The following is a 23,299-nucleotide window of genomic DNA, read 5'->3' on the forward strand; positions in this document are numbered from 1 at the left end:
GAAAGCCGCGATGAACCAACAAAAAGCCCAACCTCATTATAAGGTTGGGCTTTCGATGCTATCTGCATGCTACCGTGTGTACACGTATCGGCTATTCATTAATAACAGGCACTTCGTCACTGTAAAGCGGCTCGCCCTGCATGATGCTGATTTCAACGCGGCGGTTGAGGCTACGTTGCCATTCAGTATCGTTCGGCTCGACTGGCTCGGTATCCGCCATGCCGCGTACTCTCAAGCGTTGATGAGAGAAACCACGCACCTTTTCCATCTCTTGAGCAACAGACACTGCTCGCTGTGATGACAAGTCCCAATTAGAGCGATAAAGCTCGGAATCAAGACGTTGATTATCGGTGTGCCCTGAGATTCGAACGATACCCGGAACATCTTTCACCAACTCAGCAACCTGTCTCACCAAAGGTCGGAACTTAGGCTGTAGGAAAGCAGAACCCGATGGGAATGCACCCTTCTCACGAATTCGAATCACAATCTGCTGGCCAAGGTTTTCCACCTCAATCGCGCCTTGGTCGATCTCTCGTTCCAACGCCTTCTTGATGCTTTCCATCAAGGTTTCCATCTCTTGAGATTGAGCTTCGGCTTGCTGTTGCTGTTGGTCTGACTCAGAGTTTTGATTGTCGTGAGTCGATACCTCTGGCGACTTGCCTCCGGTCATCTTGCCTTGGTCACGCATGGTACCGCCAGCGCGCTCAGATTCACCTTCATGAAATTCCAGCGTCTGCTGAGTGATATCTATCGTTTGCTGCATGATCACATCAATCGGTGTCGGCTCTGGACGACCAGGTCGAAACTCTTGTGCAATGATGCTGGTGCCTTTAGGAATGTCTTTCACTTCCAAGCGGTTTTGTACACCAAACGCAAATTTCATCGAGCCAGCGATCTGTTTGAACTTCAGTACGTCCATCTCAGAGAATGAGAGCAGCAGTACGAAGAAACACATCAGCAGTGACATCAAGTCAGCAAATGTCCCCATCCATTGAGGCAATCCCGGAGGAGGACATTTACATGGATTTTCTTCATCCATCTTCAACTCCTCTTACGCAGGTTCACCATCAATCGTACGCTTACCTTCGTTTAGGTAGCTCTTCAGGTAACCATCGATTACTCGTGGGTTCTGACCATCTTGAATCGCGAGTACGCCATCCATCACCAAACGACGGTTGAGTGTCTCTTGGTCACGACGCAGCGCAAGCTTGTCGGCAATTGGGAAGAACACCATGTTCGAAAGAATCGCACCATATAGGGTGGTTAAAAGTGCCACCGCCATCGCAGGGCCGATCGCTTTTGGATCATCCATGTTAGAAAGCATGGCAACCAAGCCAACCAAGGTACCAATCATACCCATCGCGGGTGCTACATCACCAAATGCAGAGAACACCTTCGCGCCCTGCTCATGACGCTCTGTGGTTAATGCGATGTCTTTTTGCAGTGCAGCACGAACTACATCTCCATCATGGCCATCCACCAAAAGATCGATGCCCTTTTGCATGAAACTGTTGTTAATTTCCATCTCTTCCAGTGCTAAAAAACCACCTTTACGAGCCGCATCAGCCATCTCTACAACTTTCGCAATAAGATCTTCAGGCTCATCCGCTTTAAACATAAAAGCTTTGCCTGCGATTTTAGTCGCGCCGAAGAACTGTCCCATGGTGAACTTCATTAGAACAACAAAGGTTGAGCCCCCAACTACGATCAAAATGGATGTCGTGTCATAGAACATCCCGAGGCTTCCGCCTAGGATCATTGCCATAATTACAAAGGCAAATCCACCAATCAAACCTATTAGGGTTGCTAAATCCACTGAGCACTCCTCATGCTTTTTTGTAGCTCTATGTCGACGATAATCTTTTTATCGGCAAGACTATAAGATCTTTTAGTAAATTCTTGGCCTAAGTATCACACTTTTGCTTTTTGTATCACAACTATTACCCGCTTCCCCGTTCTCGAGCAGTCATAAACTCGATAAAGGTGAGGTTATTAGATGAAAGTGGCTTCAAGCCTCTTAAAAACGAACTTTCTAGCAAAATTTATTGGTTACATTTGACCATCTCAACGCCCTAAGGTAACGTTCGTTCATCTTTCCAAACGCAGATTTATTATGGCTACTAAGAAACCTGAAAATATGAGCTTTGAAGCGGCAATCGAAGAGCTCGACGGCTTGGTTGATCAACTAGAAAACGGTGATCTAGCTTTAGATGATGCGCTGAAAAAATTTGAACGAGGTATCTCCCTCGCTCGTGCCGGTCAAAGCAAACTAAACGATGCTGAACAGCGTGTTAGCATCCTACTGCAAAATGATGAAAACGCAGAACTTAGTGACTTTAACCCACAACCAGAATAACGAATTGTATGAGATCCCCTATGATCGAGACTTTATTGTCTTATCAGGCACGTAATAACGAGCAACTGAACCTTTGGCTTGATCGCCTGCCACACCAAAATCAGAACCTGATCAACGCAATGCGTTATGGGTTACTTTTAGGCGGCAAGCGCGCGCGTCCATTTCTTGTCTATATTACAGGGGAGATGCTCGGTTGCACCGCTGAAGAACTCGACACTCCAGCTTCTGCAGTCGAATGTATTCATGCCTACTCTCTGATTCACGACGACCTGCCAGCAATGGACGACGACGAACTGCGTCGTGGCCATCAGACTTGTCACATCAAATACGATGAAGCAACGGCAATTTTAACTGGCGATGCACTACAAACTCTCGCGTTTACTATACTTGCGGAAGGTACATTAAGTGCTGACGGTGAAAGCAATCGCGTTCGAATGATTCAACGCCTAGCCGAAGCCTCTGGTGCACAAGGTATGTGCATTGGACAAGCACTTGATATTGAAGCTGAAAACCGCTCTGTCACGCTAGAAGAGTTAGAAGAAGTTCACCGCAATAAAACGGGCGCGCTAATGAAATGTGCGATTCGTTTAGGTGCTCTCGCTGCTGGTGAAAAAGCGTTTGAAGTGATGCCTCAATTAGACAAGTACGCCGACGCCATTGGATTAGCATTCCAGGTTCAAGATGATATTTTAGATATCACTGGCGATACTGAAACTTTGGGTAAGCCACAGGGTTCTGACCAAGAATTGAACAAAAGCACCTACCCTTCTTTGCTAGGTTTAGAGGGCGCTCAAGAAAAAGCGCAAACTCTGCTACAGGAAGCGCTTCAAGCTTTGGCTGCAATCCCATACAATACCCAGTCACTCGAAGAGTTCGCCCGATACGTCATCGAGCGCAAGAACTAAGACAATAAGCGCGCATTACCTATGACTCTTGATATATCAAAGTACCCAACTCTTGCTTTGGCTGATAAGCCAGAGGATTTGCGTCTACTTCCAAAAGAGACGCTTACACAGCTTTGTGATGAATTACGTACCTATCTTCTTAACTCGGTGAGCCAGTCAAGTGGTCACTTAGCGTCAGGCTTAGGTACAGTAGAGCTAACCGTTGCTCTGCACTATGTGTACAACACGCCTTTTGACCAGTTGGTTTGGGATGTTGGCCACCAAGCATACCCGCATAAAATTCTTACTGGTCGTCGCGACCGTTTATCGACTATCCGTCAAAAAGATGGACTGCACCCATTCCCATGGCGTCAAGAGAGCGAATACGACACACTTTCTGTTGGTCACTCTTCAACTTCGATCAGTGCTGCACTTGGTATGGCTATCAGTGCAAAGAAAGAAGGTAAGAACCGTAAAGTCGTGAGTGTGATTGGTGATGGCGCGATTACTGCTGGTATGGCATTTGAAGCAATGAACCACGCAGGCGATATTCACAATGATATGCTGGTTATCCTGAACGATAACGAGATGTCGATCTCTGAAAACGTAGGTGCGCTAAATAACCACCTAGCTCAAGTTCTTTCTGGCAGTCTTTACACGTCAATTCGTGAGGGCGGCAAGAAAGTGCTATCAGGCGTTCCGCCGATTAAAGAGTTGGTTCGTCGTACAGAAGAACACCTAAAAGGCATGGTTGTACCTGGCACCATGTTCGAAGAGTTAGGCTTTAACTACATTGGCCCAATTGATGGCCACGATGTAAATGAGCTGATTAAAACGCTTAAGAACATGAGAGACCTTAAAGGCCCTCAGTTCCTGCATATCATGACTAAGAAAGGCAAAGGCTACGAGCCAGCTGAGAAAGATCCAATTGGCTACCACGGTGTACCAAAGTTCGATCCCGCACACTCAAGCCTACCTAAGAGCACCAGCTCTAAGCCAACTTTCTCTAAGATTTTTGGCGACTTCCTGTGTGATATGGCTGCGCAAGATCCTAAGCTAATGGCAATCACGCCTGCAATGCGTGAAGGTTCTGGCATGGTGCGTTTCTCGAAAGAGTACCCAGAACAATACTTCGACGTAGCAATTGCTGAGCAGCATGCTGTGACCCTAGCAACGGGTATGGCGATTGCGGGTGATAAGCCAATTGTGGCTATCTACTCGACTTTCCTACAACGTGGTTACGATCAACTGATCCACGATGTGGCAATCATGGATCTACCGGTTATGTTCGCTATTGACCGTGCAGGTCTCGTCGGTGCCGATGGTCAAACACACCAAGGTGCGTTCGACTTAAGTTTCATGCGCTGTATTCCAAACATGGTGATCATGGCACCAAGCGACGAGAACGAATGTCGCCAAATGCTTTACACCGGTCACCAGCACACGGGTCCAAGTGCCGTTCGTTACCCTCGCGGTAATGGCATGGGTACTGAGATTCAAAGTGAGTTTACCGCTCTTGAGATTGGTAAAGGTCGTATCGTTCGCGAAAGCGAAAAAGCAAAAGATGGCTCGAAGGTCGCTATCCTAAGCTTCGGTACTTTCCTTGAGAGTGCACTTCAAACGGCTGATGCTATCGATGCTACAGTGGCAGATATGCGCTTTGTTAAGCCCCTCGACGAAGCTCTGATCAAACAACTTGCTGCTGACCACGATGTACTAGTGACTATCGAAGAAAACGCGATTGCAGGTGGTGCGGGTGCGGGTGTGATTGAATTCTTGATGCAAGAAAAACTACTGATGCCAGTATTGAACCTTGGCCTACCAGACAAGTTTATTGCTCAAGGTACTCAAGGTGAGCTGCATGAAGAGCTTGGCTTAGATGCGAAAGGGATTGAGAAGTCTATCACTGACTATCTTGCCAAGTAGCTTTAATGCGTAAGCTCGTAAGCTCCGCAAACAAAAAAGGTTGGCCCTAGGGTCAACCTTTTTAGTATCTGCTAATTAGTTTGGTGTATCGCCAACTAAACCTTAGCCCTTCAGTTAACTCACACTAACCAACCTGCGAAATGTGCCACGGCATACAACGAAATAGCCGCCATAATACCCGCTACAATATCGTCAATCATGATACCCAAGCCGCCGTGAATTCGCGCATCTAGCCAACCAATCGGCCAAGGTTTTACCATGTCAAAGAAGCGGAAAAGCACAAAACCAGTCAGAAGCCATTTCCAGTCATCGGCAGGGATATTCAGCATAGGCACTAAGCTCATGGTGATCCAAAAGCCCGCAAACTCATCCCAAACGATAGAACCGTGGTCATGCACGCCCATATCATCAGACGTTACTTGGCAGATCTTAATACCAATAATGCAGCTTACCACCACCACGGCAACGTAAGCAGGAAACGGTAGCTGAACCAACAATAGGTACAACGGAATTGACGCAAGCGTGCCCATTGTGCCGGGAATAATAGGCGATAAGCCACTGCCAAAACCCGTTGCTAAGAAATGCCAAGGATTTTTAAGAGAAATAAGAGAAAGTGGGTTTGTCATCAATTAACCTTAAAGTGATCGTAACCAGTTAAGTTCCAGTTTAGTGGTTCACCATTATTGTGTAATTCAAAATATTCTACAGGTCTTATCTGGCCAATGCAGGTGACTTTTGTACCAGTGTGTGACAAAGCACTTTCCAGCGACCCTTTATTCTCTTCTGGTACAGTAAAGCACAGTTCGTACTCTTCACCACTCGTTAGCGCATACTGCTGAGCTGAAGTGATATCAGGAGCGAACTGACGTAACTCTGGAGAGATAGGCAGCGTGCTTACATCAATACTCGCGCCAACTTGAGAACGCTTAAGGATATGTTTTAAATCAGCAATAACGCCATCAGAGATATCAATCGCAGATGAAGCAAGGTTCACTAGAGCCTGACCCGCTAACACTCGTGGGGCGCTCACATAATGTCTCTCTTCAAGCTCAGCAGCATAGGGCTTCGCTCTGTTCTGCTCAGGGTTAAGTAACACTTCTAAGCCAGCTTTGCTGTCACCTAGATTACCTGTTACGTAAATCCAGTCGCCCACTTTCGCGCCATCTCTGCGCAGCGCTCGTCCTTCAGGAACAAAGCCCTGTACCGTCAGTGTCAGGCTTAGTGGACCTTTGGTTGTGTCGCCACCAATTAACTGAATACCAAAGTAGTCTGCGAGTTTAAAAAAGGAGTCACAGAAGGGAGCAAGCCATGCTTCATCGATTTCAGGCATGGTTAAAGCAAAAGACACCCAAGCAGGCGTCGCGCCCATTGCAGCAAGGTCACTGATATTGGAAGCCAACGCTTTGTGTGCCACCCAAGCCGGATTCGCCTCAGCTAAGAAATGGGTACCAGCCACTAAGGTGTCCGTGCTGATCGCTATCTCAACATTGCCCGGCGCTTTGACCAAAGCACAATCATCGCCAGCAGCCAGAAGAACGTCTTTACGTTGTGGTTGTCGATTTACAAAATATTTTTCAATCAGGTTAAATTCACCAGACATCACATGCCCTATCTTTAGTCTCATAAAAATCGCCGTAATTATGGATATTACAGAAATTTAGTTACAAAAAAGGCCAGCATAAAAGCTGACCTTTAGATTCAATATACGAACGTCTTATTTCTTACGAACGTGCGGTGCAGCTTTATCAAGCACACCGTTAACAAACTTATGGCTGTCTTCTGCTGCAAATACTTTTGCAAGCTCGATAGCTTCGTTGATAACCACTTTGTATGGTACATCTTCGCGACGAGTCATCTCGTACATAGCTAAACGTAGAAGCGCTAGTTCCATCAGATCCAGATCTTGCATAGGGCGAGATACGAATGGACGAAGCTTGCTATCAAGTTCCATGTGGCTAAGAGCAACACCAGTTAGTAGGTCGCGGAAGTATGCAACGTCTGTTTCTGGCATAGCAAGAGCAGGCTCTGCAGCATGATGCTCTTCTTCATCATACTTACCACCAGATAAGAACTGTTCTTCAACGGTAGCAATATTTTCTTTAGTAATTTGCCAAGAATAAATTGCTTGTAGAGCAAATTGACGTGCGTTACGACGTGCGGCTGGTTTCACACTGGCCCCCATTAGGAATCGATTTCAGAAAGAACGTTGATCATCTCAAGTGCGCTAAGTGCTGCTTCTGCACCCTTATTACCAGCCTTGGTTCCTGCGCGTTCAATAGCTTGATCGATCGTATCAACAGTAAGAACACCAAACGCTACTGGAAGAGAATATTCCAGAGACACTTGTGCCAAACCTTTATTACATTCACTACAAACATAGTCAAAGTGAGGTGTACCGCCACGAATTACTGTACCAAGAGATACAATCGCATCGAACTTACCTGTTTTTGCAACGCGCTGCGCTACAAGTGGAAGTTCTACTGCACCAGGGCAACGAACAACAGTGATGTTGTCTTCGCTTACTTGTCCATGACGCTTTAAAGTATCGATTGCACCAGAAAGTAAACTTTCGTTAATAAAACTGTTGAAACGAGCAATAACGATAGCAATTTTTGCATTTGGCGCTGGGAAGCCACCCTCGATCACTTTCATAAGCCTTCCTTTAACTATTTTCATCAAGTGAGAATCGCCGGATTCTAGCACAAAACTGTGAGCAATATCTAATGGTAATTTAGAAGAACAGACACCGGCAATGTAAAGATGATAATGCAGCGCTGATCCCAAGCATATAGGAACAGCGAGTAACCAAGTTTGTGTGTTGAACACGTTTTGAGTCGGACTTGGCTACTTTGCTCTTTTGGCAAGATTTATCACCAAAAGAGCCACTGAAATCATCGGTAAATTATGTTGCTACAAACGGAGAAACGTCTGCTTGCTAACGCATGGTTTATTCGCAAACGTACTCAACAACGTTAAGGCCAAAACCACCCAATGCGTGGTAACGCTTAGTGCTTGAAGAAAGCAGACGCATATCGTGCACACCTAGATCTTGAAGAATCTGAGAACCGACACCAACACGACGCGAGGTACCCTGCTTCTTCGCCATAGTTGGCTGCTCGTTCTTGTCTTGCGCTTCGAATGTCTTCACTTTGTGAATCAAAGAATCAGACGACTCTTCGTTGCCAAGAATAACCAACACACCGCCTTCGTCGCCAATACGCTTCATCGCTTTATCTAGCGACCAGCTACGCTCCGTACCACGGTCTGAATGAAGCAGATCGGTGAACGTGTCATGCAGATGAACACGTACCAAAGGAGCACCTTCAGATAGGTCACCTTTTTGCATCGCGTAGTGGATCTGGTTATCAATTGTATCGCGGTAAGTCACCAGCTCGAAATCACCAAATTCAGTTGGTAAATGACATTGGGCTACGCGCTCAATCGTTGTTTCTGTGTTGTTGCGGTATTCGATCAAGTCAGCAATTGTGCCTAGCTTGATGTCGTGTTTTTCAGCAAACACTTCAAGATCTGGACGACGAGCCATGGTGCCGTCGTCGTTTAGGATCTCAACGATAACCGATGCTGGCTCGCAGCCTGCAAGACGTGCTAAATCACAACCTGCTTCTGTGTGTCCTGCGCGAGTCAGAACACCGCCATCTTGCGCTGTCAGTGGGAAAATATGACCAGGTTGAACAAGATCAGCCGCTTTCGCATCTTTCGCCACTGCCGCTTGAACCGTCACTGCACGGTCTGATGCAGAGATACCCGTCGTTACACCTTCAGCCGCTTCAATCGAAACAGTAAAGTTAGTGGTGTACTGTGCGTTGTTATCTTGAACCATAGGCGCTAGACCCATGCGGTTTGAACGCTCTTTGGTTAGCGTCAGACAAATTAAACCACGGCCGTACATCGCCATGAAGTTAATCGCTTCTGGCGTCACATGTTCTGCTGCCATGATCAGATCGCCTTCATTTTCGCGATCTTCATCATCCATCAGGATAACCATTTTTCCTAGGCGAATGTCTTCAATAATTTCTTGAGGAGTACTAATTGGCATTGTTCTATATCCTTTGAAATGGTTCTGCTTCCTAGAACCGACACTATTTAAACCTGATGATATTGCTTCGCTTTACAAAGTCTCGCTTAACGCACTTTGTATCAACGGTTAAGCAAAACCATTCTGCTGTAAGAATTCCATCGTTAATCGAGATTCAGGCTCAGATTCTTGTTGCTGACCTTGCAGTAAACGCTCCATGTAACGTGCTAATACATCAACTTCTAGATTCACTTTACGACCGACATTGAATTGGTCGATGGTGGTTTCTGAAGAAGTATGAGGAACGATAGTCAGCTTGAATGCGTTCTTACGTAAATCGTTCACAGTCAGGCTAATGCCATCAACTGTTACTGAGCCTTTTTGAGCCACGTATTTTGAGATTTCTGCTGGCATTTCTACCCAGAATTCAATCGCACGGCCAACTTGGTTACGTTCAACAATCTCACCCACGCCATCAACGTGACCAGACACTATATGTCCACCGAAACGCGTGGTTGGTAACATTGCTTTCTCAAGGTTAACGTTATCGCCCGCTTGGTAATCGACAAAACCCGTTTTTTTCAGGGTCTCAAGCGAAAGATCTGCACTGTAGCTGTGGTCGTTATATTCAACAACTGTCAAACACACACCATTGGTAGCGATACTGTCGCCTAACTTAACGTCAGCCATATCAAGCTTACCAACATTAACCGTTACGGTGATGTCTTCTCCGCGGGGAGTGATTGCACTCAATGTACCTACGGCTTCTACAATTCCTGTAAACATTTTAAAACTCTTTTTGTTGTCAACGACACGTATGTAGTTGGAGTAACTATTTCCACTGTGGTTTCGTTACTATCTGTTTCGAAATACGGGTTTCGCAACGATGCGAATATCCACACCAACCTGTCGAACATCTTTAATTTCTAGGTCAATAACGTCAGACATTGAAGTGAGCCCTAATGCACCCATCAAACCTCGTCCGTCACTGCCCATAAGTTTAGGTGCTAAATAAAGGATTAGCTCATCCACCAGCTGCTCTTCAATCAAGCTTTTTGCCAATGTTGCGCCCGCTTCGACCCAAATATGGTCGATATGATTGGCAGGTAATTGACGCATCAGATCGTGCAAATCGAGCTGACCTGCATCTGTGGTTGCGACTTCAATATCAGCAGATGCTTCGGCAACTCTCAACACCGATGTTGGAGTCTGGAATAACTTGAGTTCAGGACGCAGTTGGTTTTGACGATCAAGAATCACGCGAATCGGCTGACGCAGCTCGTCTTCAGCGTAATGACCTTTGATACTGCTTGGCAACTCTGCCCAACGAACATTCAACGACGCGTTGTCTTCAATCACCGTCTGGCTAGTTGACAACACAGCGCCTGATTTTGCTCGGTAGTTCTGAACATCACGACGTGCTTCTGGCGATGTGATCCACTGGCTTTGGCCATTTTCCAATGCCGTTTGCCCATCAAGGCTAGCGGCCATCTTTAACTGAACGAATGGCATGCCAGTTTGCATACGCTTGATAAATGCAGGGTTCAAGTCGAGAGCGTCTTGCTCTAGCAAACCGATTTCAACCTCAATACCCGCATCGCGTAGCATTTTGATACCACGACCTGCGACTTTTGGGTTTGGGTCCTGCATGGCACAAATCACTTTGGCTACTTGAGCCTTAATCAAACCTTCAGCACAAGGCGGCGTTCGACCGTAATGAGAACAAGGCTCTAGCGTGACATAAGCCGTCGCATCTTTTGCTTTGTCGCCTGCCATTCGCATGGCATGTACTTCAGCATGAGGTTCGCCAGCTTTGGCATGAAAACCTTCACCAACGATCTGACCGTCGGTTTGTACAATGACACAACCCACATTAGGGTTTGGCGCAGTAGTGTAAATGCCGCGTTTTGCTAACTGAATAGCACGCGACATCATTTGAAAATCTAGGGGAGTAAAGTTTGACATGATTGAGGAGTTAATCCTCTAATTTAGCGATTTCTTCGCCAAACTCTCGGATGTCTTCAAAGCTGCGGTAAACAGAGGCAAAACGAATGTACGCCACTTTATCCAATTCTTTCAATTGGCCCATCACAAGATTACCAATCATCTCGCTTGGTACTTCACGCTCACCAGTTGCACGGAGTTGTGACTTAATCGTACTGATCGCAAGTTCAATCGCGTCAGCACTCACTGGGCGTTTTTCTAGGGCGCGCTGTACACCACCCACCATTTTATCTTCATTAAATGGTTCGCGGTTTCCATTCGACTTTATGACTTTAGGCATCACAAGTTCTGCCGATTCGAACGTAGTAAAACGTTCACTACATGCAAGGCATTGACGGCGACGACGAACCTGATGGCCATCGGCTACCAGTCTTGAATCGATTACTTTAGTGTCGTTCTCTGAACAAAAAGGACAATGCATATCACCTCCAAATAATTGAATATCAGTGTAACGGAATTGCCAAACGTTAGGAAAGAAAAAGGGCCAATTAAGGCCCTTTTGTGTGGTGATTCATTGATTATTGCTACTCGACCGCCATTTCAAAAATGAGCTGAGGAGTAAAATTAACGACCAGCGTTAACCGCGGACTAAATAGTTCGCTTTACCTACCCATTTGTAGCTTGTCAGCTCTTCTAAGCCCATTGGGCCGCGAGCATGCAATTTCTGAGTAGACACGGCAACTTCAGCACCTAAACCAAACTGTGCTCCATCAGTGAAACGTGTTGATGCATTCACATAAACCGCTGCAGAACCAACAGAGTTAATGAAACGCTCTGAGCTCTCTAAGCTATTGGTCATGATCGCATCTGAATGACTCGCGTTGTGTACACGCATGTGGTCAATCGCTTCTGCCACATCCGCTACCACTTTCACGCCTAGCGTGTAGCTTAGCCATTCAGTGTCAAAGTCGCCTTCAACCGCATCACGTTGGTCTTCAAAACCCGCTAGCAGCGATTTTGCACTGGTATCAGCAACTAAGGTTACCTTGCCGGCTAAACGCTGTTTCAGCTTAGTTAGGAAAGCTTCAGCAACCGCTTCATGCACTAGCAGTGTATCTAACGAGTTACACGCCGATGGACGTTGAACTTTTGAGTTTTCGACCACATCGACAGATTTCTCAAGATCAGCGCTTTCATCAACGAAGATATGGCTGATACCAAAGCCGCCGATGATTACTGGGATGGTGCTGTTCTCTTTACACATCTTGTGCAGACCAGCGCCGCCACGAGGAATGATCATATCCACGTAGTCGTCCAGTTTAAGCAGTTGAGAAACGAGTTCACGATCAGGCTTCTCGATGTACTGAACAGAAGCGGCTGGTAGCTCCGCTTTCTCTAATGCAGACTGGATAACCTTAACCAGTTCCATGTTCGAGAAAAACGTCTCTTTACCACCACGTAGAATGCTTGCGTTACCTGTCTTCAGACACAGAGCTGCAATATCGATGGTTACGTTCGGACGCGCTTCATAGATAACACCCACCACACCAAGTGGCACGCGGCGGCGAGACAGTGACATACCGTTTTCTAGTACTTTGCTGTCAATTTCGCTGCCAACTGGGTCATTCAGGCTAATCACGTTACGAACATCGTTAGCGATACCGGTTAAGCGCTCTTCGTTAAGAAGTAGACGATCGAGCAGTGCGTCAGTTAAACCCGCTTCACGACCCAGTTCGATGTCTTTCGCGTTCGCTTCTAAAATCGTTGTTGCGTTTGCTTCTAGCTCATCAGCGATAATCGCCAATGCTTTATTCTTTTGCGCCGTAGATGCGGTCGCTAGGTGGAAAGCAGCGTCTTTTGCTGCGATACCCATGTTAGTTAAATCCACGTTTAACTCTCCCTAAATTCTGTCTGTCTTTGGATGCAAAAAGGTGATTCACCTTATCATCACGAGCTACTCTTGGATTACAACTAGGTCGTCACGGTGAATGACTTCTGACCCATAATCGTATCCAAGGATGTCGCCAATATCTTTACTGTGCTTGCCTGCAATTTTTGCTAGGTCTTGGCTTGAATAACTGGCGATACCACGCGCAATTACTTTGCCTTTGCTGTCTGTGACTTGGGTAACTTCACCACGAGAGAATTCGCCTTTAACTCGAACAACCCCTTTCGCCAACAAGCTGCTGCCTTTGGTGTTGACTGCGTTTACTGCGCCGTCGTCAACCACGATGTCACCTGCTGAAGCAGGGCCCGCTAAAATCCAGCGTTTACGGTTTTCAAGCGCTTCCGCTAAAGGCAAGAAACGTGTGCCTTGTGGGTTATCACTCAGTGAATCAAACACCACATTTTCAGCACTGCCCGCAGCAATAATCACTTCGATGCCTGCGCGACGAGCAATGTCAGCCGCCTGCAGTTTTGTCGCCATGCCGCCAGTACCCAACGTAGTACCGCTGCCACCTGCGATCTTACGCAGCGTGTCATCAATGGTTTTCACTTCTTTGATGAGCTCAGCATTTGGATCTTTACGAGGGTCAGCCGTAAACAGGCCTTTTTGGTCTGTTAGTAGCAAAAGCTTATCAGCACCGCACAAAATACCCACTAAGGCCGACAAGTTATCATTGTCGCCCACTTTAATTTCGTTGGTTGCTACTGCGTCGTTTTCGTTTACTACCGGAATAATATCGTGCTCAACCAGTGCGTTGATCGTGTCACGTGCATTAAGAAAACGCTCGCGATCATCGAGATCAGCACGAGTCAGTAGCATCTGGCCAATCTTAAGGCCATAGATAGCAAACAAAGACTCCCAAACTTGAATCAACTGACTTTGCCCAACTGCCGCAAGCAACTGTTTGCTCGCCATTGAGTTGGGAAGTGCGGGGTAACCAAGGTGCTCACGTCCTGCTGCAATTGCACCAGACGAAACCATAACCACAGAGTGGCCTTGTTTTTTTAATTCAGCACATTGACGAACCAGCTCAACCATATGAGCGCGGTCTAATGCCAATGTTCCACCAGTTAAGACACTGGTACCCAGTTTAACAACGACAGTTTTACGCTGTGTTGTTGTCCCGCTTTGATGATTTGTTGTCATGAAGTCTTTTATGGATAAAACAAATAAGAGGTGATGTTTTAGCAATCAAAAGGGGAATTCACAAGCAGAAAAGGTGCGAAATCGCACCTTTTTGCTTTATATAGAAGAGTAACCTTTAAAATTAGACGAATTCGACAGACTCTTCGTCTAATTGGATACTGATTTCAAACTTACTTTGAAGTTCATCAACCAGTTTCTTGTGGAAGGCTTCTTGAGTTCGAGAGACCTCAGCGACCGCCTTTTTAGGTAACGGCAAAGAATCCCAGTTACCATCGATGTTGTACTTGCCGATATTGTACTTCGCCGAATATCCCTCTTCCGACTTATCCAATTCCAGCCACCAGCCCCAGAACTCGCGTTCTTCTGGTGATTTTTTATCGTTCACACATACAGACAAGCAATCAAAGATATAGTGGCCTTCTTCTGATTGCGGTTCCCTTAAGTAAGGCCCGATCGCCTTTAAAACATTCAACAAGCGGTAATGCGTAGGTTGTTGTGTCACTTCTGACATATTGAATCTCCATTTTCAATGTTAAGAATGACGTTACTCAGACTGTTATACGTAGAAACTACGCATTTGGATTTTATAAATGACCTCTGAGTATCAGGTACTTAGTTTGTACATTTTTCATGCTTAACTAATTTAGGAGAAATGTCATCTAAATAATTCATCCTCAAGCCACTTTATCGCCAATTCGAGGGATTGCTCATAACCTTGTGTAATTGACTTAGCTTTGATTTTCTTCGCTTTTCCGTAATCACTGTAAATAGCAACCAGTTGATTATCCATTGGCGGTGAAACCGGGTCGCCTTCCAGTGCCAATGCCAAGATAGGAACACTGGTTTTACTGTTTGACAGCAAACCTTGTACCTTGAGTGACCACGCCATCAACTGCCCAGAAAGGCTATTGATATCGACCGCCCCTTTACCAAGGCGCGAAGCCAACACATCTAGATGCATTTTAGGCATCTGCTTAAGTTTGTCTGCATGAACAAAGATATCGTGAATTGGCGCGCCTAAAGAAATACACGCTTTAATCTTATGTTGCTCGAGGAAAGATAATCTCACCATCGCATTGCCACCGAAGCGGAAACCAAACAAGCCGACTTTGTGGTGATCGACCCATGGGATGTTAGGCAATTCATTCAGCACTGCTTGGTGAAGACAAGATGAGTCTTCTGTTAACGGCCAATGTGCACTGTGCCCTATTGATGGCATGTCTACCGTTAACATAGCAATGTTCTTAGGTGCTAAATAATCCCTAAACAGGCGCCACATATCGGTTTGCAAGCTATCTAGACCCGCGCTGACAATCACAACCGGTTGTGGTTTATCTGTCTTGGTTAGATGCAAGTTCGCTTTGATCTTCTTGTTTTGGTACGGAATATCAATCTGCTTGACGATCAACTTAGTGTGCTTGATCGCTTCAGAATACGCTGCGTTGGCCAACACTTGAGCCTGAGCTGCCAAGTTGTCGTTCTTGAGGTGTGGGTAACCCGCAATACTGAAGCACAACGATGCGGAAAATAGCTCTTCAGCCATCTCTTCACCATTCTTCTCATTAGAACGATTTTGATGCTGCATACCCAGCTTGGTCCATTCGTATGCCCAGTTACCACTTCGGTAACCCATGACCGTATCAAGCCACTCATCGGTTGTACGAGAGTTATCTGATGACGCGATGCGAGCCAATACCGCTTCCTGCTCTATTGGATTAACGCCTTGCCATACCCACTGAAGACGTCTTAGGTTTCGATACCATGATGAGTTTTGCTGTTCACGTTTCTCATCCAATAGCGCTTCAGAGCTTGGCATGTATTGTGTCAACATTGAGGTCTCTTTCGCTTGCTTGTGCTTTACAAACAAAGTTTCCGAAAGGTTCGAGCTCGTTTCTTCTGGTTCAGACATTGGGATACTTAATAAGAAATGGTTGTCACTAATAATATAAAAAAAAATGACCCTATAAAGGGTCATTTCTCAAAAAACTAAGTTTACGCTTATTTTGACTTGCGATTTACTGGCTCTACGTAGCTTAGGCTAGTATCCCAAGGTTGCTCAATCCATGTGTCTTGAGCGATATCAACAATGTACTCGTCTAGCAAATCAGCGCCAGATGGTTTTGCACATACAGCGATCAGTTTCGCTTTAGGGTACATTTCGCGAAGCTTACGTGCAGTGTCACCACTATCAACCAAGTCTTCAACGATTAGGAAGCCTTCGCCGTCACCTTCAGGTGCTTTAACTACTGTCATATCACGTTGGTGATCGTGGTCGTAGCTAGAAATACAAATCGTATCTACGTGACGAATACCTAGCTCACGAGCCAAGATTGCACCAGGAACCAAACCACCACGGCTTACTGCCCAGATGCCTTTCCACTGCTCTGCTGGCATTTGCTTTTCAGCAAGTTGACGGCAGTAAGTCTGCATGTTGTCCCAAGTGATAACGAATTTGTTGCTCATAGTATAAAACCTAATAATTTTGTCATGTTATTAGAGGCTATTTCAAACATAGCCTCTTCAGCGATTAAGCAGAAATCTAGACGATTAAGCGAAAATGTATTTAAGAATAAAGATAGCCGACATTACCCACACAGCAGGTGAAACGTCGCGACCTTTACCACTTAGCAGCTTAATTGCAGCGTAAGCGATGAAACCTAGTGAGATACCCTCAGCGATAGAGTACGTCAGCGGCATAAGCAGACATGTTACCACGACTGGTGCTGCTTCCGTAAGATCACGCCAATCAATGCCAACTAGGCCAGACATCATCAGAATTGCTACATAGAAAAGTGCACCTGATGTTGCGTAAGCCGGAATCATACCTGCAAGTGGCGAGAAGAAAAGAGCCAGTAGGAATAAGATACCAACAACAACAGCCGTTAGACCGGTACGGCCGCCTTCAGCAACACCCGCAACACTCTCAACATAAGAAGTAGTATTTGATGTACCTAGCAGTGCACCAATAGATGTTGCTGTAGAGTCAGCAAGCAGTGCTTTGTTCAAGCGAGGTAGTTTGCCGTCTTCTTTGATTAGGTTTGCTTTCGTTGCAACACCAACCAGAGTACCCGCTGTATCGAACAAATCGACGAACAAGAACGCGAATACCACTGAAATCATACCGATTTCAAATACAGCAGAGAAATCAAGCTGCATGAATGTAGGAGCAAGGCTTGGTGGTGTAGACATGATGCCGCCGTATTGAACGTCACCAATAACAATGCCAAGAGCTGTGATAGCTAGAATCGCAATCATTACTGCCCCTTTCACGCCACGGTGAACAAGAGCAATCGTTAGGAAGAAACCAAGTGAGCCTAGGATAGGAGCAATCGCGGTAATGTCGCCCAGTGAAACTTTAGTTGCTGGGTTAGAAACAACGATGCCTGCATTGCTAAGCGCAATAAACGCTAGGAAAAGACCGATACCTGCAGAGATACCAACACGCAGAGACATAGGGATCGAGTTGATAATCCATTCACGGATCTTAAAGATGCTTAAGAAGATGAAGATTACGCCTGATACGAAAACCGCTGCCAGAGCAACTTGCCACGTATAACCCATACCCATTACAACAGCGTAGGTAAAGAATGCGTTCAAACCCATGCCTGGAGCTTGAGCAATTGGGTAGTTAGCAACAAAGCCCATGATGAAACAGCCAATAGCAGCCGCTAAACAGGTTGCTACAAATACAGCGCCATGGTCCATACCAGCATCAGCTAGAATCATTGGGTTTACAAAAATGATGTAAGCCATTGTTAGGAAGGTTGTTAGACCTGCGATGATTTCAGTGCGCACATTGGTGCCATTTTCACTGAGTTTGAATAGCTTTTCGAACATTATCGAATCCTATAAGGGTAAAAAGTAAACGGTTGCGTAATCGATTGGCTGTGGATTATAAAGTTATCAAATAACAAATTCCAGATAGAATTAAGGCTCTAATCGATATTTATCAGAATGCCGTATGAAACAAAGCGATTGAAAATGAAGATATCATCGATAAATAACCATTAAAAACAAACAATTAACAACAATAGACTCACTAAAACTAGTTGGTTGTTTTTTCTACCATCGGTTATTTTCATTGATAATCTAGCCAGTAAATTCTGAATTCAAACTCACAATAGTTATGTATTTTTCAACAGGATCAGTAATAAGGCGAAAATTGATATTTCGGCGTTTAAAAAACAACCACGCAGAACAGCAAGGAAAGTGACAAGCGAAAGCGGTTTGGAAAAGTAGCAGGCAAAAAAAACGCCACTCAAAACTGAGTGGCGGTAGAATCTGTCAACCAAAAGGGCTGTAAAAGAATTCCAATATATAGGGGTGAACAAAACTGTTCGAGTTACATGCTTACGGTATTAGTAACCAAAGCTTGTAGGGTATGCAAAGTTGCTAGTGTAAACAGAGCTGTTAATCCAGAACATTGCAGATGGTAAACCTTTCATAACTATCACCTTAATAAATCAATAAAAAACGAATTTGATTTCTCGGTTCCTTGGAGGCGATAAAACGGACTCATCCTTTGAGCATTTACTCTTCATCTCAGAAGTTGGTTATTAATATACCCCAAAGAAAAAAGATTACAAGTATTTTTTGCTATACGTCACATTTTTGGCCATTTACGGTTATTTTGCAAACTTATTTTGTAATAAAATTACAAAATAGAATTAAACAAACGTTTGCCTGCTCCATTTATAAGCATCAAGGCGCTTAGCTGTGATCAGATGGACAATATCGCTTTCAAAATTTGAGCTATTTGAGGTTTAGAACCGCTACTCGTCAAAACGCTCAAGTGGTATGCTGTTGCCATCAAAACAGACCCATATTTTAGATTTTTGTTCTAGGTTTTCCCCCATGCAAAACCTAAATATATGGTTATTAAATAAAAAAGGAGTCATCCGTGTCTGAATTCCATTCTGAGATCAGTAAATTATCCCCTACCCCTATCTGGCAGTTCTTCGATAAGATTTGCTCAATCCCACACCCTTCTAAGCATGAAGAAGAGCTTGCTCAATACATTATTGCTTGGGCAACAGAGCAAGGCCTAGATGTACGTCGTGACCCAACGGGGAACGTATTCATCAAAAAGCCAGCAACGGCGGGTATGGAAAACAAAAAAGGTGTAGTGCTACAAGCTCACATCGATATGGTTCCACAAAAGAACGAAGACACAGTTCATGACTTTGCTAAAGATCCAATTCAACCATACATTGATGGTGAGTGGGTTACAGCTAAAGGCACAACGCTTGGCGCTGATAACGGCATGGGCATGGCTTCTTGCCTAGCGGTTCTTGCTTCAAACGAAATCCAGCACGGCCCTATCGAAGTTCTACTAACAGTAGATGAAGAAGCAGGCATGACTGGTGCTTTCGGTCTTGAAGCGGGTTGGTTAGAAGGCGATATCCTTCTTAACACCGATTCAGAGCAAGAAGGCGAAGTGTACATGGGTTGTGCTGGCGGTATCGACGGCGCAATGACATTTGAAATTGCTCGTAATGCGATTCCAGCTGACTTCGTAACACGTAAGCTAACGCTAAAAGGCCTAAAAGGCGGTCACTCTGGTTGTGACATCCACACAGGTCGTGCAAACGCAAACAAACTGCTTGCTCGCTTCCTAGCGGGTCACGCAAAAGAGCTAGACCTTCGCATCGTCGAATTCAAAGGTGGTAGCCTTCGTAACGCGATCCCTCGTGAAGGTTTCGTAACGGTTGCTGTTCCTGCGGCAAACCAAGAAAAACTGGCTTCACTATACAACTACTACACTGAGCTGCTTTCAACAGAGCTAGGTAAAGTAGAAGACAGCATCGTGACTTTCAATGAAGAAGCTTCTGTAGAAATGGGCGCACTTGCGTCAGCAGACCAAGCTCGCTTTATCGCTGCACTTAACGCATGTCCAAACGGCGTGATTCGTATGAGTGACGAGATTGAAGGTGTTGTGGAAACGTCTCTAAACGTAGGTGTTATCACAACAGAAGAGAACTCAATCACAGTACTTTGCCTGATCCGCTCTCTTATCGATTCAGGTCGTAGCCAAGTAGAAAGCATGCTTCACTCTGTTGCTGAACTAGCAGGCGCTAACATCGCGTTCTCTGGTGCTTACCCAGGTTGGAAACCAGACGCAGATTCAGAAATCATGCATATCTTCCGCGACATGTACGAAGGTATCTACGGTCACAAGCCAAACATCATGGTTATCCATGCTGGTCTTGAGTGTGGTCTATTCAAAGAACCTTACCCGAACATGGATATGGTTTCTTTCGGCCCAACCATCAAGTTTCCGCACTCTCCTGATGAGAAAGTGAAGATCGACACCGTTGAGCTATTCTGGAACCAAATGGTTGCATTGCTTGAAGCGATCCCAGAAAAAGCTTAATTCGATAAGCTATGTTTGTTCAGTAAATGGTGTTTTACAGTAAACACCGTTTATCTGAGACAAAATAAAACAGGTACTCAATGAGTACCTGTTTTTGTATCTAATCTTTGTAGCTACTACTTGTGACTAAATAAACAATTAAGCGCGTGAAGCCGCGTAGCTTTCTAGCTCATCAATTGAAGTTTGTGCCACAACTTCGCCATCGATGAAGTACGTCACCATCTCGCCATCACGAACACCGATTAACGTCGCACGCTCACCAGACTGGTAAGTAATGTCCATTTGGATCGTGTTTTCATCAATCTGCTGCATTTGACCTTTTTCGATCACATCTGCACTCGTGATAGGACCCACTGGCGCTTCCGTTAGAGACGGATCAAGTTGGTGGTTGATGTCTAGGTAAGTATCAGTCTTAGTATCAAAGATGTGCGGAGCACCTGTTAGTGGGTTGCTACCAGTCCAGAACTCTAGTGAGTTGAATACTAGGTAATCGGCAGCAACTGTTAGACCGTATGCAGGTGCAAATAGCATGTTCAAACCACCACGAGCGTAACGGTTATCAACAGCCTTGATGTTGAACTTCATTAGGTAACCCGTTACTGCGTTGCTACCAACACAGCCAGATAAAGCAACAGATACCACCGCTAGTGCTACAACTTTTGAAATTGTTTTTTTCATTTTGATCTCAATATTTGAATTTGGCCGCCAAAAAATGGCGGTGGATAATACCAACGAACTGAATGACAAATATCAGCTCTAAGTTAATGTATTGTCAGAAAATTCAAAATTTTAAACACCCTTCAATTAGCCAGATAAAAAACTGAAACCAATTCAGAAGCCCCTTCATAAAAAACTTTTGTCGTCACCGTAAAGCGATTGATTCGTACTAAAAATCAACGATTGCTACATTCCGTGTTAACGAATTATCACCATGTTGAGAACAACCTAAATGGCAAGACTAAAACCTAATCAACCATTCGAATTACTTGGTTATACTGTTCAGCCAGGACAGCGAATGGAGATTGAAATGCAAGCGGCTCAGCTTTACACGCATTCTCCACTTTCGATCCCGATTGAAATTATTCACGGTCGCCAAGCAGGCCCAACACTGATGGTAAATGCGGCTATCCACGGCGATGAGCTAAACGGTGTTGAGATTGCACGACAACTGACCAATGCGATTGATCCAAAGAAACTGAAAGGGACATTAATTGTTGTGCCTATCGTTAACGTATTTGGCTTTATCCATAAATCTCGTTACCTACCAGACCGTCGTGACCTAAACCGTTGCTTCCCTGGCAGTGAGAAAGGATCGTTAACATCACGTATCGCTTACACCTTCTTTGAGAACGTGGCAAAGCACTGTGATTACATTCTGGATCTACACACGGGCGCGATTCACCGTACCAATCTGCCACAGATTCGTGCAAACCTATCGAACCCTGAGACACTGCGCATCGCAAAAGCGTTCGCAACACCCGTGATTATTGATTCTCCACTGCGCGACGGTTCACTGCGTAGCGAAGCGGAAAAACTGGGTATTCCTGTATTAACTTACGAAGGTGGTGAAGCGCTGCGTTTTGATCACCTCGCGATTCGTGCGGGTTACCTTGGCGTGCATCAAGTGATGAAAGAAATCGGCATGCTGCGCCCTAACCGTAAGAAGTTACCAGAGCCAGTATTGAGTAAATCCACCAGCTGGATCCGCGCTGAATCAGACGGTATTTTGCGTAACATGGTAAGACTTGGCGAACAGGTTGAAGCAGGACAAACCCTTGCTTACATCAGCTCTCCATTGGGTCACCAAGAAGGCCAAGTGATCACAACCAAAGGCGGTATCGTGATTGGTCAGCAAACTCTGCCTTTGGTCAACGAAGGTGATGCTGTGTTCCACATCGCTTACTTCAAGCAAGACGATGAAGAAGTAGGACAATCAGTAGAAAGCTACATTGAAGAAGTGGCAGAAGACGATTGGCTAACTGCACTGAATAACTGATCAGACAATGCTTAACAGTTTAAGAGCTCGACGTTAAAAGCGAGAAGCCAAACCGAGCTCTTAAACACAATAAAACAGAACTCCACAAACTAAAAAGCCCCAAAACACTTTTAACTCGAAAGAAAAAAGTTGTATCGGGGCTTTTTTTTCACAAATCCCTTATCTTAAAATTAAGGGATCTATAAATTAGTCATGCACTGAATTATTCAGCGTCTTGTTGCTCTTCTGCACGAGCTTTAGCGCGCGCTTCACGTGCTTGCTCAGCTTTAAGCTCTTTAGTGTGACGTAGTTCGTCACGCTCTTTACGTTGCTCTGATTTACGCTCGTTACGTTCAGCTTGGTTAGCGATGAAAGATGCTAGCTCTTTCTCTGCCCACTCTTGTGCTAGAGCTTCAGTTTCGAAACCAGACTCACGCTTAGATACTGTAGTGCTGCGAGACGTTACTTGACGAGTAATCTCTGCACACCAACCGTTGCGTTTTTCTGTAAGGCGGATATCAAATTTTTTGTTCTTAGACATGTTCTATTTTTTCCTAAGGGAGATCATTAAGGGATCGGTCAACTTTGATAACTCCATCTAAGTGAGCATCTTTTAACACCATCCCTTGGTAAGCGCGGTATTAGAGCACAAATCAATGAATATTGCTGCAAATATTTGCAGCGGATCACACTCCAATGCTGCAAATCGTT

The 23,299-nt window shown here is 45.2% G+C and carries 23 protein-coding genes; 5 read left to right on the plus strand and 18 right to left on the minus strand.

The genetic code is table 11. From position 1 onward, the window contains the following. Positions 1 to 91 precede the first annotated feature (91 nt). Both AB4507_RS07135 and pomA read right to left on the minus strand, forming a co-directional pair. Positions 92 to 1,039 carry a flagellar motor protein MotB gene (locus tag AB4507_RS07135; RefSeq protein WP_017060777.1) on the minus strand — a complete coding sequence of 316 codons (948 nt, stop codon included), beginning with the start codon at positions 1,037 to 1,039 and terminating at the stop codon, positions 92 to 94. A 12-nt stretch (positions 1,040 to 1,051) separates the two neighbouring features. Next, positions 1,052 to 1,816: a flagellar motor protein PomA gene (pomA, locus tag AB4507_RS07140; RefSeq protein WP_017060778.1), complete on the minus strand. Its 765-nt coding sequence runs from the start codon at positions 1,814 to 1,816 to the stop codon at positions 1,052 to 1,054. 297 nt (positions 1,817 to 2,113) lie between these two features. On the opposite strand from pomA, the gene xseB reads away from it, so the two are divergent. From xseB to dxs, 3 genes are read left to right on the plus strand one after another with little or no spacing between them, the layout of a single operon-like run. After that, on the plus strand, positions 2,114 to 2,356 hold the full coding sequence (gene xseB, locus AB4507_RS07145) for an exodeoxyribonuclease VII small subunit (protein WP_004734405.1): 243 nt from the start codon (positions 2,114 to 2,116) through the stop codon (positions 2,354 to 2,356). Between the two features lie 20 nt (positions 2,357 to 2,376). Then, positions 2,377 to 3,261 carry a (2E,6E)-farnesyl diphosphate synthase gene (gene ispA / locus AB4507_RS07150; protein ID WP_372182446.1) on the plus strand — a complete coding sequence of 295 codons (885 nt, stop codon included), beginning with the start codon at positions 2,377 to 2,379 and terminating at the stop codon, positions 3,259 to 3,261. Between the two features lie 21 nt (positions 3,262 to 3,282). Further along, on the plus strand, positions 3,283 to 5,166 hold the full coding sequence (gene dxs / locus AB4507_RS07155) for a 1-deoxy-D-xylulose-5-phosphate synthase (protein ID WP_137001904.1): 1,884 nt from the start codon (positions 3,283 to 3,285) through the stop codon (positions 5,164 to 5,166). A gap of 119 nt (positions 5,167 to 5,285) precedes the next feature. Here the strand turns inward: dxs and pgpA are convergent, their stop codons facing one another. The 14 genes from pgpA to AB4507_RS07225 all read right to left on the minus strand — a co-directional run bounded on the left by pgpA (position 5,286) and on the right by AB4507_RS07225 (position 18,077). Next, the gene (pgpA, locus tag AB4507_RS07160) at positions 5,286 to 5,792 is read right to left on the minus strand and encodes a phosphatidylglycerophosphatase A (RefSeq protein ID WP_017060782.1); all 507 of its coding nucleotides are present in this window, start codon (positions 5,790 to 5,792) and stop codon (positions 5,286 to 5,288) included. Then, a complete protein-coding gene (thiL, locus tag AB4507_RS07165) occupies positions 5,792 to 6,766 on the minus strand; it encodes a thiamine-phosphate kinase (protein WP_136981672.1) in 975 nt (324 codons plus the stop codon). The genes pgpA and thiL overlap by 1 nt, the downstream gene beginning before the upstream one ends. A gap of 114 nt (positions 6,767 to 6,880) precedes the next feature. After that, positions 6,881 to 7,348, minus strand: coding sequence for a transcription antitermination factor NusB (nusB, locus tag AB4507_RS07170; RefSeq protein ID WP_004734399.1), 468 nt, complete (start codon positions 7,346 to 7,348; stop codon positions 6,881 to 6,883). After that, positions 7,348 to 7,818, minus strand: a complete 471-nt coding sequence (gene ribE / locus AB4507_RS07175; RefSeq protein WP_004741508.1) for a 6,7-dimethyl-8-ribityllumazine synthase — start codon at positions 7,816 to 7,818, stop codon at positions 7,348 to 7,350. Before ribE ends, nusB begins: the two co-directional genes overlap by 1 nt. Positions 7,819 to 8,113: 295 nt before the next feature. Continuing rightward, positions 8,114 to 9,223 (minus strand): bifunctional 3,4-dihydroxy-2-butanone-4-phosphate synthase/GTP cyclohydrolase II, encoded by a 1,110-nt coding sequence (gene ribBA, locus AB4507_RS07180; RefSeq protein ID WP_017060784.1) that lies wholly within the window; start codon positions 9,221 to 9,223, stop codon positions 8,114 to 8,116. Positions 9,224 to 9,331: 108 nt separating this feature from the next. Continuing rightward, complete coding sequence (locus AB4507_RS07185) at positions 9,332 to 9,988, minus strand: riboflavin synthase (protein ID WP_372182447.1); 657 nt, start codon at positions 9,986 to 9,988, stop codon at positions 9,332 to 9,334. Positions 9,989 to 10,057: 69 nt separating this feature from the next. After that, positions 10,058 to 11,137 carry a bifunctional diaminohydroxyphosphoribosylaminopyrimidine deaminase/5-amino-6-(5-phosphoribosylamino)uracil reductase RibD gene (gene ribD, locus AB4507_RS07190; RefSeq protein WP_137001902.1) on the minus strand — a complete coding sequence of 360 codons (1,080 nt, stop codon included), beginning with the start codon at positions 11,135 to 11,137 and terminating at the stop codon, positions 10,058 to 10,060. Between the two features lie 40 nt (positions 11,138 to 11,177). Continuing rightward, positions 11,178 to 11,627: a transcriptional regulator NrdR gene (gene nrdR / locus AB4507_RS07195; RefSeq protein ID WP_004734394.1), complete on the minus strand. Its 450-nt coding sequence runs from the start codon at positions 11,625 to 11,627 to the stop codon at positions 11,178 to 11,180. Between the two features lie 156 nt (positions 11,628 to 11,783). Next, on the minus strand, positions 11,784 to 13,034 hold the full coding sequence (locus AB4507_RS07200) for a glutamate-5-semialdehyde dehydrogenase (protein ID WP_017060786.1): 1,251 nt from the start codon (positions 13,032 to 13,034) through the stop codon (positions 11,784 to 11,786). Between the two features lie 66 nt (positions 13,035 to 13,100). Further along, the gene (gene proB, locus AB4507_RS07205; RefSeq protein WP_012604650.1) at positions 13,101 to 14,285 is read right to left on the minus strand and encodes a glutamate 5-kinase; all 1,185 of its coding nucleotides are present in this window, start codon (positions 14,283 to 14,285) and stop codon (positions 13,101 to 13,103) included. Positions 14,286 to 14,361: 76 nt separating this feature from the next. Beyond that, entirely contained in the window at positions 14,362 to 14,751 is a 390-nt protein-coding gene (gene crl, locus AB4507_RS07210) for a sigma factor-binding protein Crl (protein WP_017060787.1), read from the minus strand. Between the two features lie 144 nt (positions 14,752 to 14,895). Next, on the minus strand, positions 14,896 to 16,149 hold the full coding sequence (gene frsA, locus AB4507_RS07215) for an esterase FrsA (protein ID WP_017060788.1): 1,254 nt from the start codon (positions 16,147 to 16,149) through the stop codon (positions 14,896 to 14,898). An 89-nt stretch (positions 16,150 to 16,238) separates the two neighbouring features. Beyond that, positions 16,239 to 16,703, minus strand: coding sequence for an oxytetracycline resistance phosphoribosyltransferase domain-containing protein Tet(34) (gene tet(34) / locus AB4507_RS07220; RefSeq protein ID WP_009847475.1), 465 nt, complete (start codon positions 16,701 to 16,703; stop codon positions 16,239 to 16,241). A gap of 84 nt (positions 16,704 to 16,787) precedes the next feature. After that, positions 16,788 to 18,077, minus strand: coding sequence for an NCS2 family permease (locus tag AB4507_RS07225; RefSeq protein WP_017060789.1), 1,290 nt, complete (start codon positions 18,075 to 18,077; stop codon positions 16,788 to 16,790). 1,063 nt (positions 18,078 to 19,140) lie between these two features. On the opposite strand from AB4507_RS07225, the gene AB4507_RS07230 reads away from it, so the two are divergent. Then, on the plus strand, positions 19,141 to 20,613 hold the full coding sequence (locus AB4507_RS07230) for an aminoacyl-histidine dipeptidase (RefSeq protein WP_017069507.1): 1,473 nt from the start codon (positions 19,141 to 19,143) through the stop codon (positions 20,611 to 20,613). Between the two features lie 138 nt (positions 20,614 to 20,751). On the opposite strand, the gene AB4507_RS07235 is transcribed toward AB4507_RS07230, so the two are convergent. Further along, positions 20,752 to 21,291: a DUF3332 domain-containing protein gene (locus tag AB4507_RS07235; RefSeq protein ID WP_017070352.1), complete on the minus strand. Its 540-nt coding sequence runs from the start codon at positions 21,289 to 21,291 to the stop codon at positions 20,752 to 20,754. A 271-nt stretch (positions 21,292 to 21,562) separates the two neighbouring features. On the opposite strand from AB4507_RS07235, the gene AB4507_RS07240 reads away from it, so the two are divergent. Further along, positions 21,563 to 22,609, plus strand: coding sequence for a succinylglutamate desuccinylase/aspartoacylase family protein (locus AB4507_RS07240; protein ID WP_372182448.1), 1,047 nt, complete (start codon positions 21,563 to 21,565; stop codon positions 22,607 to 22,609). Between the two features lie 202 nt (positions 22,610 to 22,811). Here the strand turns inward: AB4507_RS07240 and AB4507_RS07245 are convergent, their stop codons facing one another. Next, on the minus strand, positions 22,812 to 23,129 hold the full coding sequence (locus tag AB4507_RS07245) for a DUF3622 domain-containing protein (RefSeq protein WP_017069509.1): 318 nt from the start codon (positions 23,127 to 23,129) through the stop codon (positions 22,812 to 22,814). Positions 23,130 to 23,299: the final 170 nt, after the last annotated feature.

It is taken from the genome of Vibrio sp. 10N.222.54.A3 (assembly GCF_041474095.1).
In the GTDB taxonomy this organism is placed as follows: domain Bacteria; phylum Pseudomonadota; class Gammaproteobacteria; order Enterobacterales; family Vibrionaceae; genus Vibrio; species Vibrio crassostreae_C.

Coding starts and splice junctions, on each gene's coding strand:
- AB4507_RS07135 (WP_017060777.1), bottom strand. CDS start 1,039: ATGGATGAAGAAAATCCATGTAAATGTCCTCCTCCGGGATTGCCTCAA.
- xseB (WP_004734405.1), top strand. CDS start 2,114: ATGGCTACTAAGAAACCTGAAAATATGAGCTTTGAAGCGGCAATCGAA.
- ispA (WP_372182446.1), top strand. CDS start 2,377: ATGATCGAGACTTTATTGTCTTATCAGGCACGTAATAACGAGCAACTG.
- dxs (WP_137001904.1), top strand. CDS start 3,283: ATGACTCTTGATATATCAAAGTACCCAACTCTTGCTTTGGCTGATAAG.
- pgpA (WP_017060782.1), bottom strand. CDS start 5,792: ATGACAAACCCACTTTCTCTTATTTCTCTTAAAAATCCTTGGCATTTC.
- thiL (WP_136981672.1), bottom strand. CDS start 6,766: ATGTCTGGTGAATTTAACCTGATTGAAAAATATTTTGTAAATCGACAA.
- nusB (WP_004734399.1), bottom strand. CDS start 7,348: ATGGGGGCCAGTGTGAAACCAGCCGCACGTCGTAACGCACGTCAATTT.
- ribE (WP_004741508.1), bottom strand. CDS start 7,818: ATGAAAGTGATCGAGGGTGGCTTCCCAGCGCCAAATGCAAAAATTGCT.
- ribBA (WP_017060784.1), bottom strand. CDS start 9,223: ATGCCAATTAGTACTCCTCAAGAAATTATTGAAGACATTCGCCTAGGA.
- AB4507_RS07185 (WP_372182447.1), bottom strand. CDS start 9,988: ATGTTTACAGGAATTGTAGAAGCCGTAGGTACATTGAGTGCAATCACT.
- ribD (WP_137001902.1), bottom strand. CDS start 11,137: ATGATGTCGCGTGCTATTCAGTTAGCAAAACGCGGCATTTACACTACT.
- nrdR (WP_004734394.1), bottom strand. CDS start 11,627: ATGCATTGTCCTTTTTGTTCAGAGAACGACACTAAAGTAATCGATTCA.
- crl (WP_017060787.1), bottom strand. CDS start 14,751: ATGTCAGAAGTGACACAACAACCTACGCATTACCGCTTGTTGAATGTT.
- frsA (WP_017060788.1), bottom strand. CDS start 16,149: ATGTCTGAACCAGAAGAAACGAGCTCGAACCTTTCGGAAACTTTGTTT.
- AB4507_RS07225 (WP_017060789.1), bottom strand. CDS start 18,077: ATGTTCGAAAAGCTATTCAAACTCAGTGAAAATGGCACCAATGTGCGC.
- AB4507_RS07235 (WP_017070352.1), bottom strand. CDS start 21,291: ATGAAAAAAACAATTTCAAAAGTTGTAGCACTAGCGGTGGTATCTGTT.
- AB4507_RS07240 (WP_372182448.1), top strand. CDS start 21,563: ATGGCAAGACTAAAACCTAATCAACCATTCGAATTACTTGGTTATACT.
- AB4507_RS07245 (WP_017069509.1), bottom strand. CDS start 23,129: ATGTCTAAGAACAAAAAATTTGATATCCGCCTTACAGAAAAACGCAAC.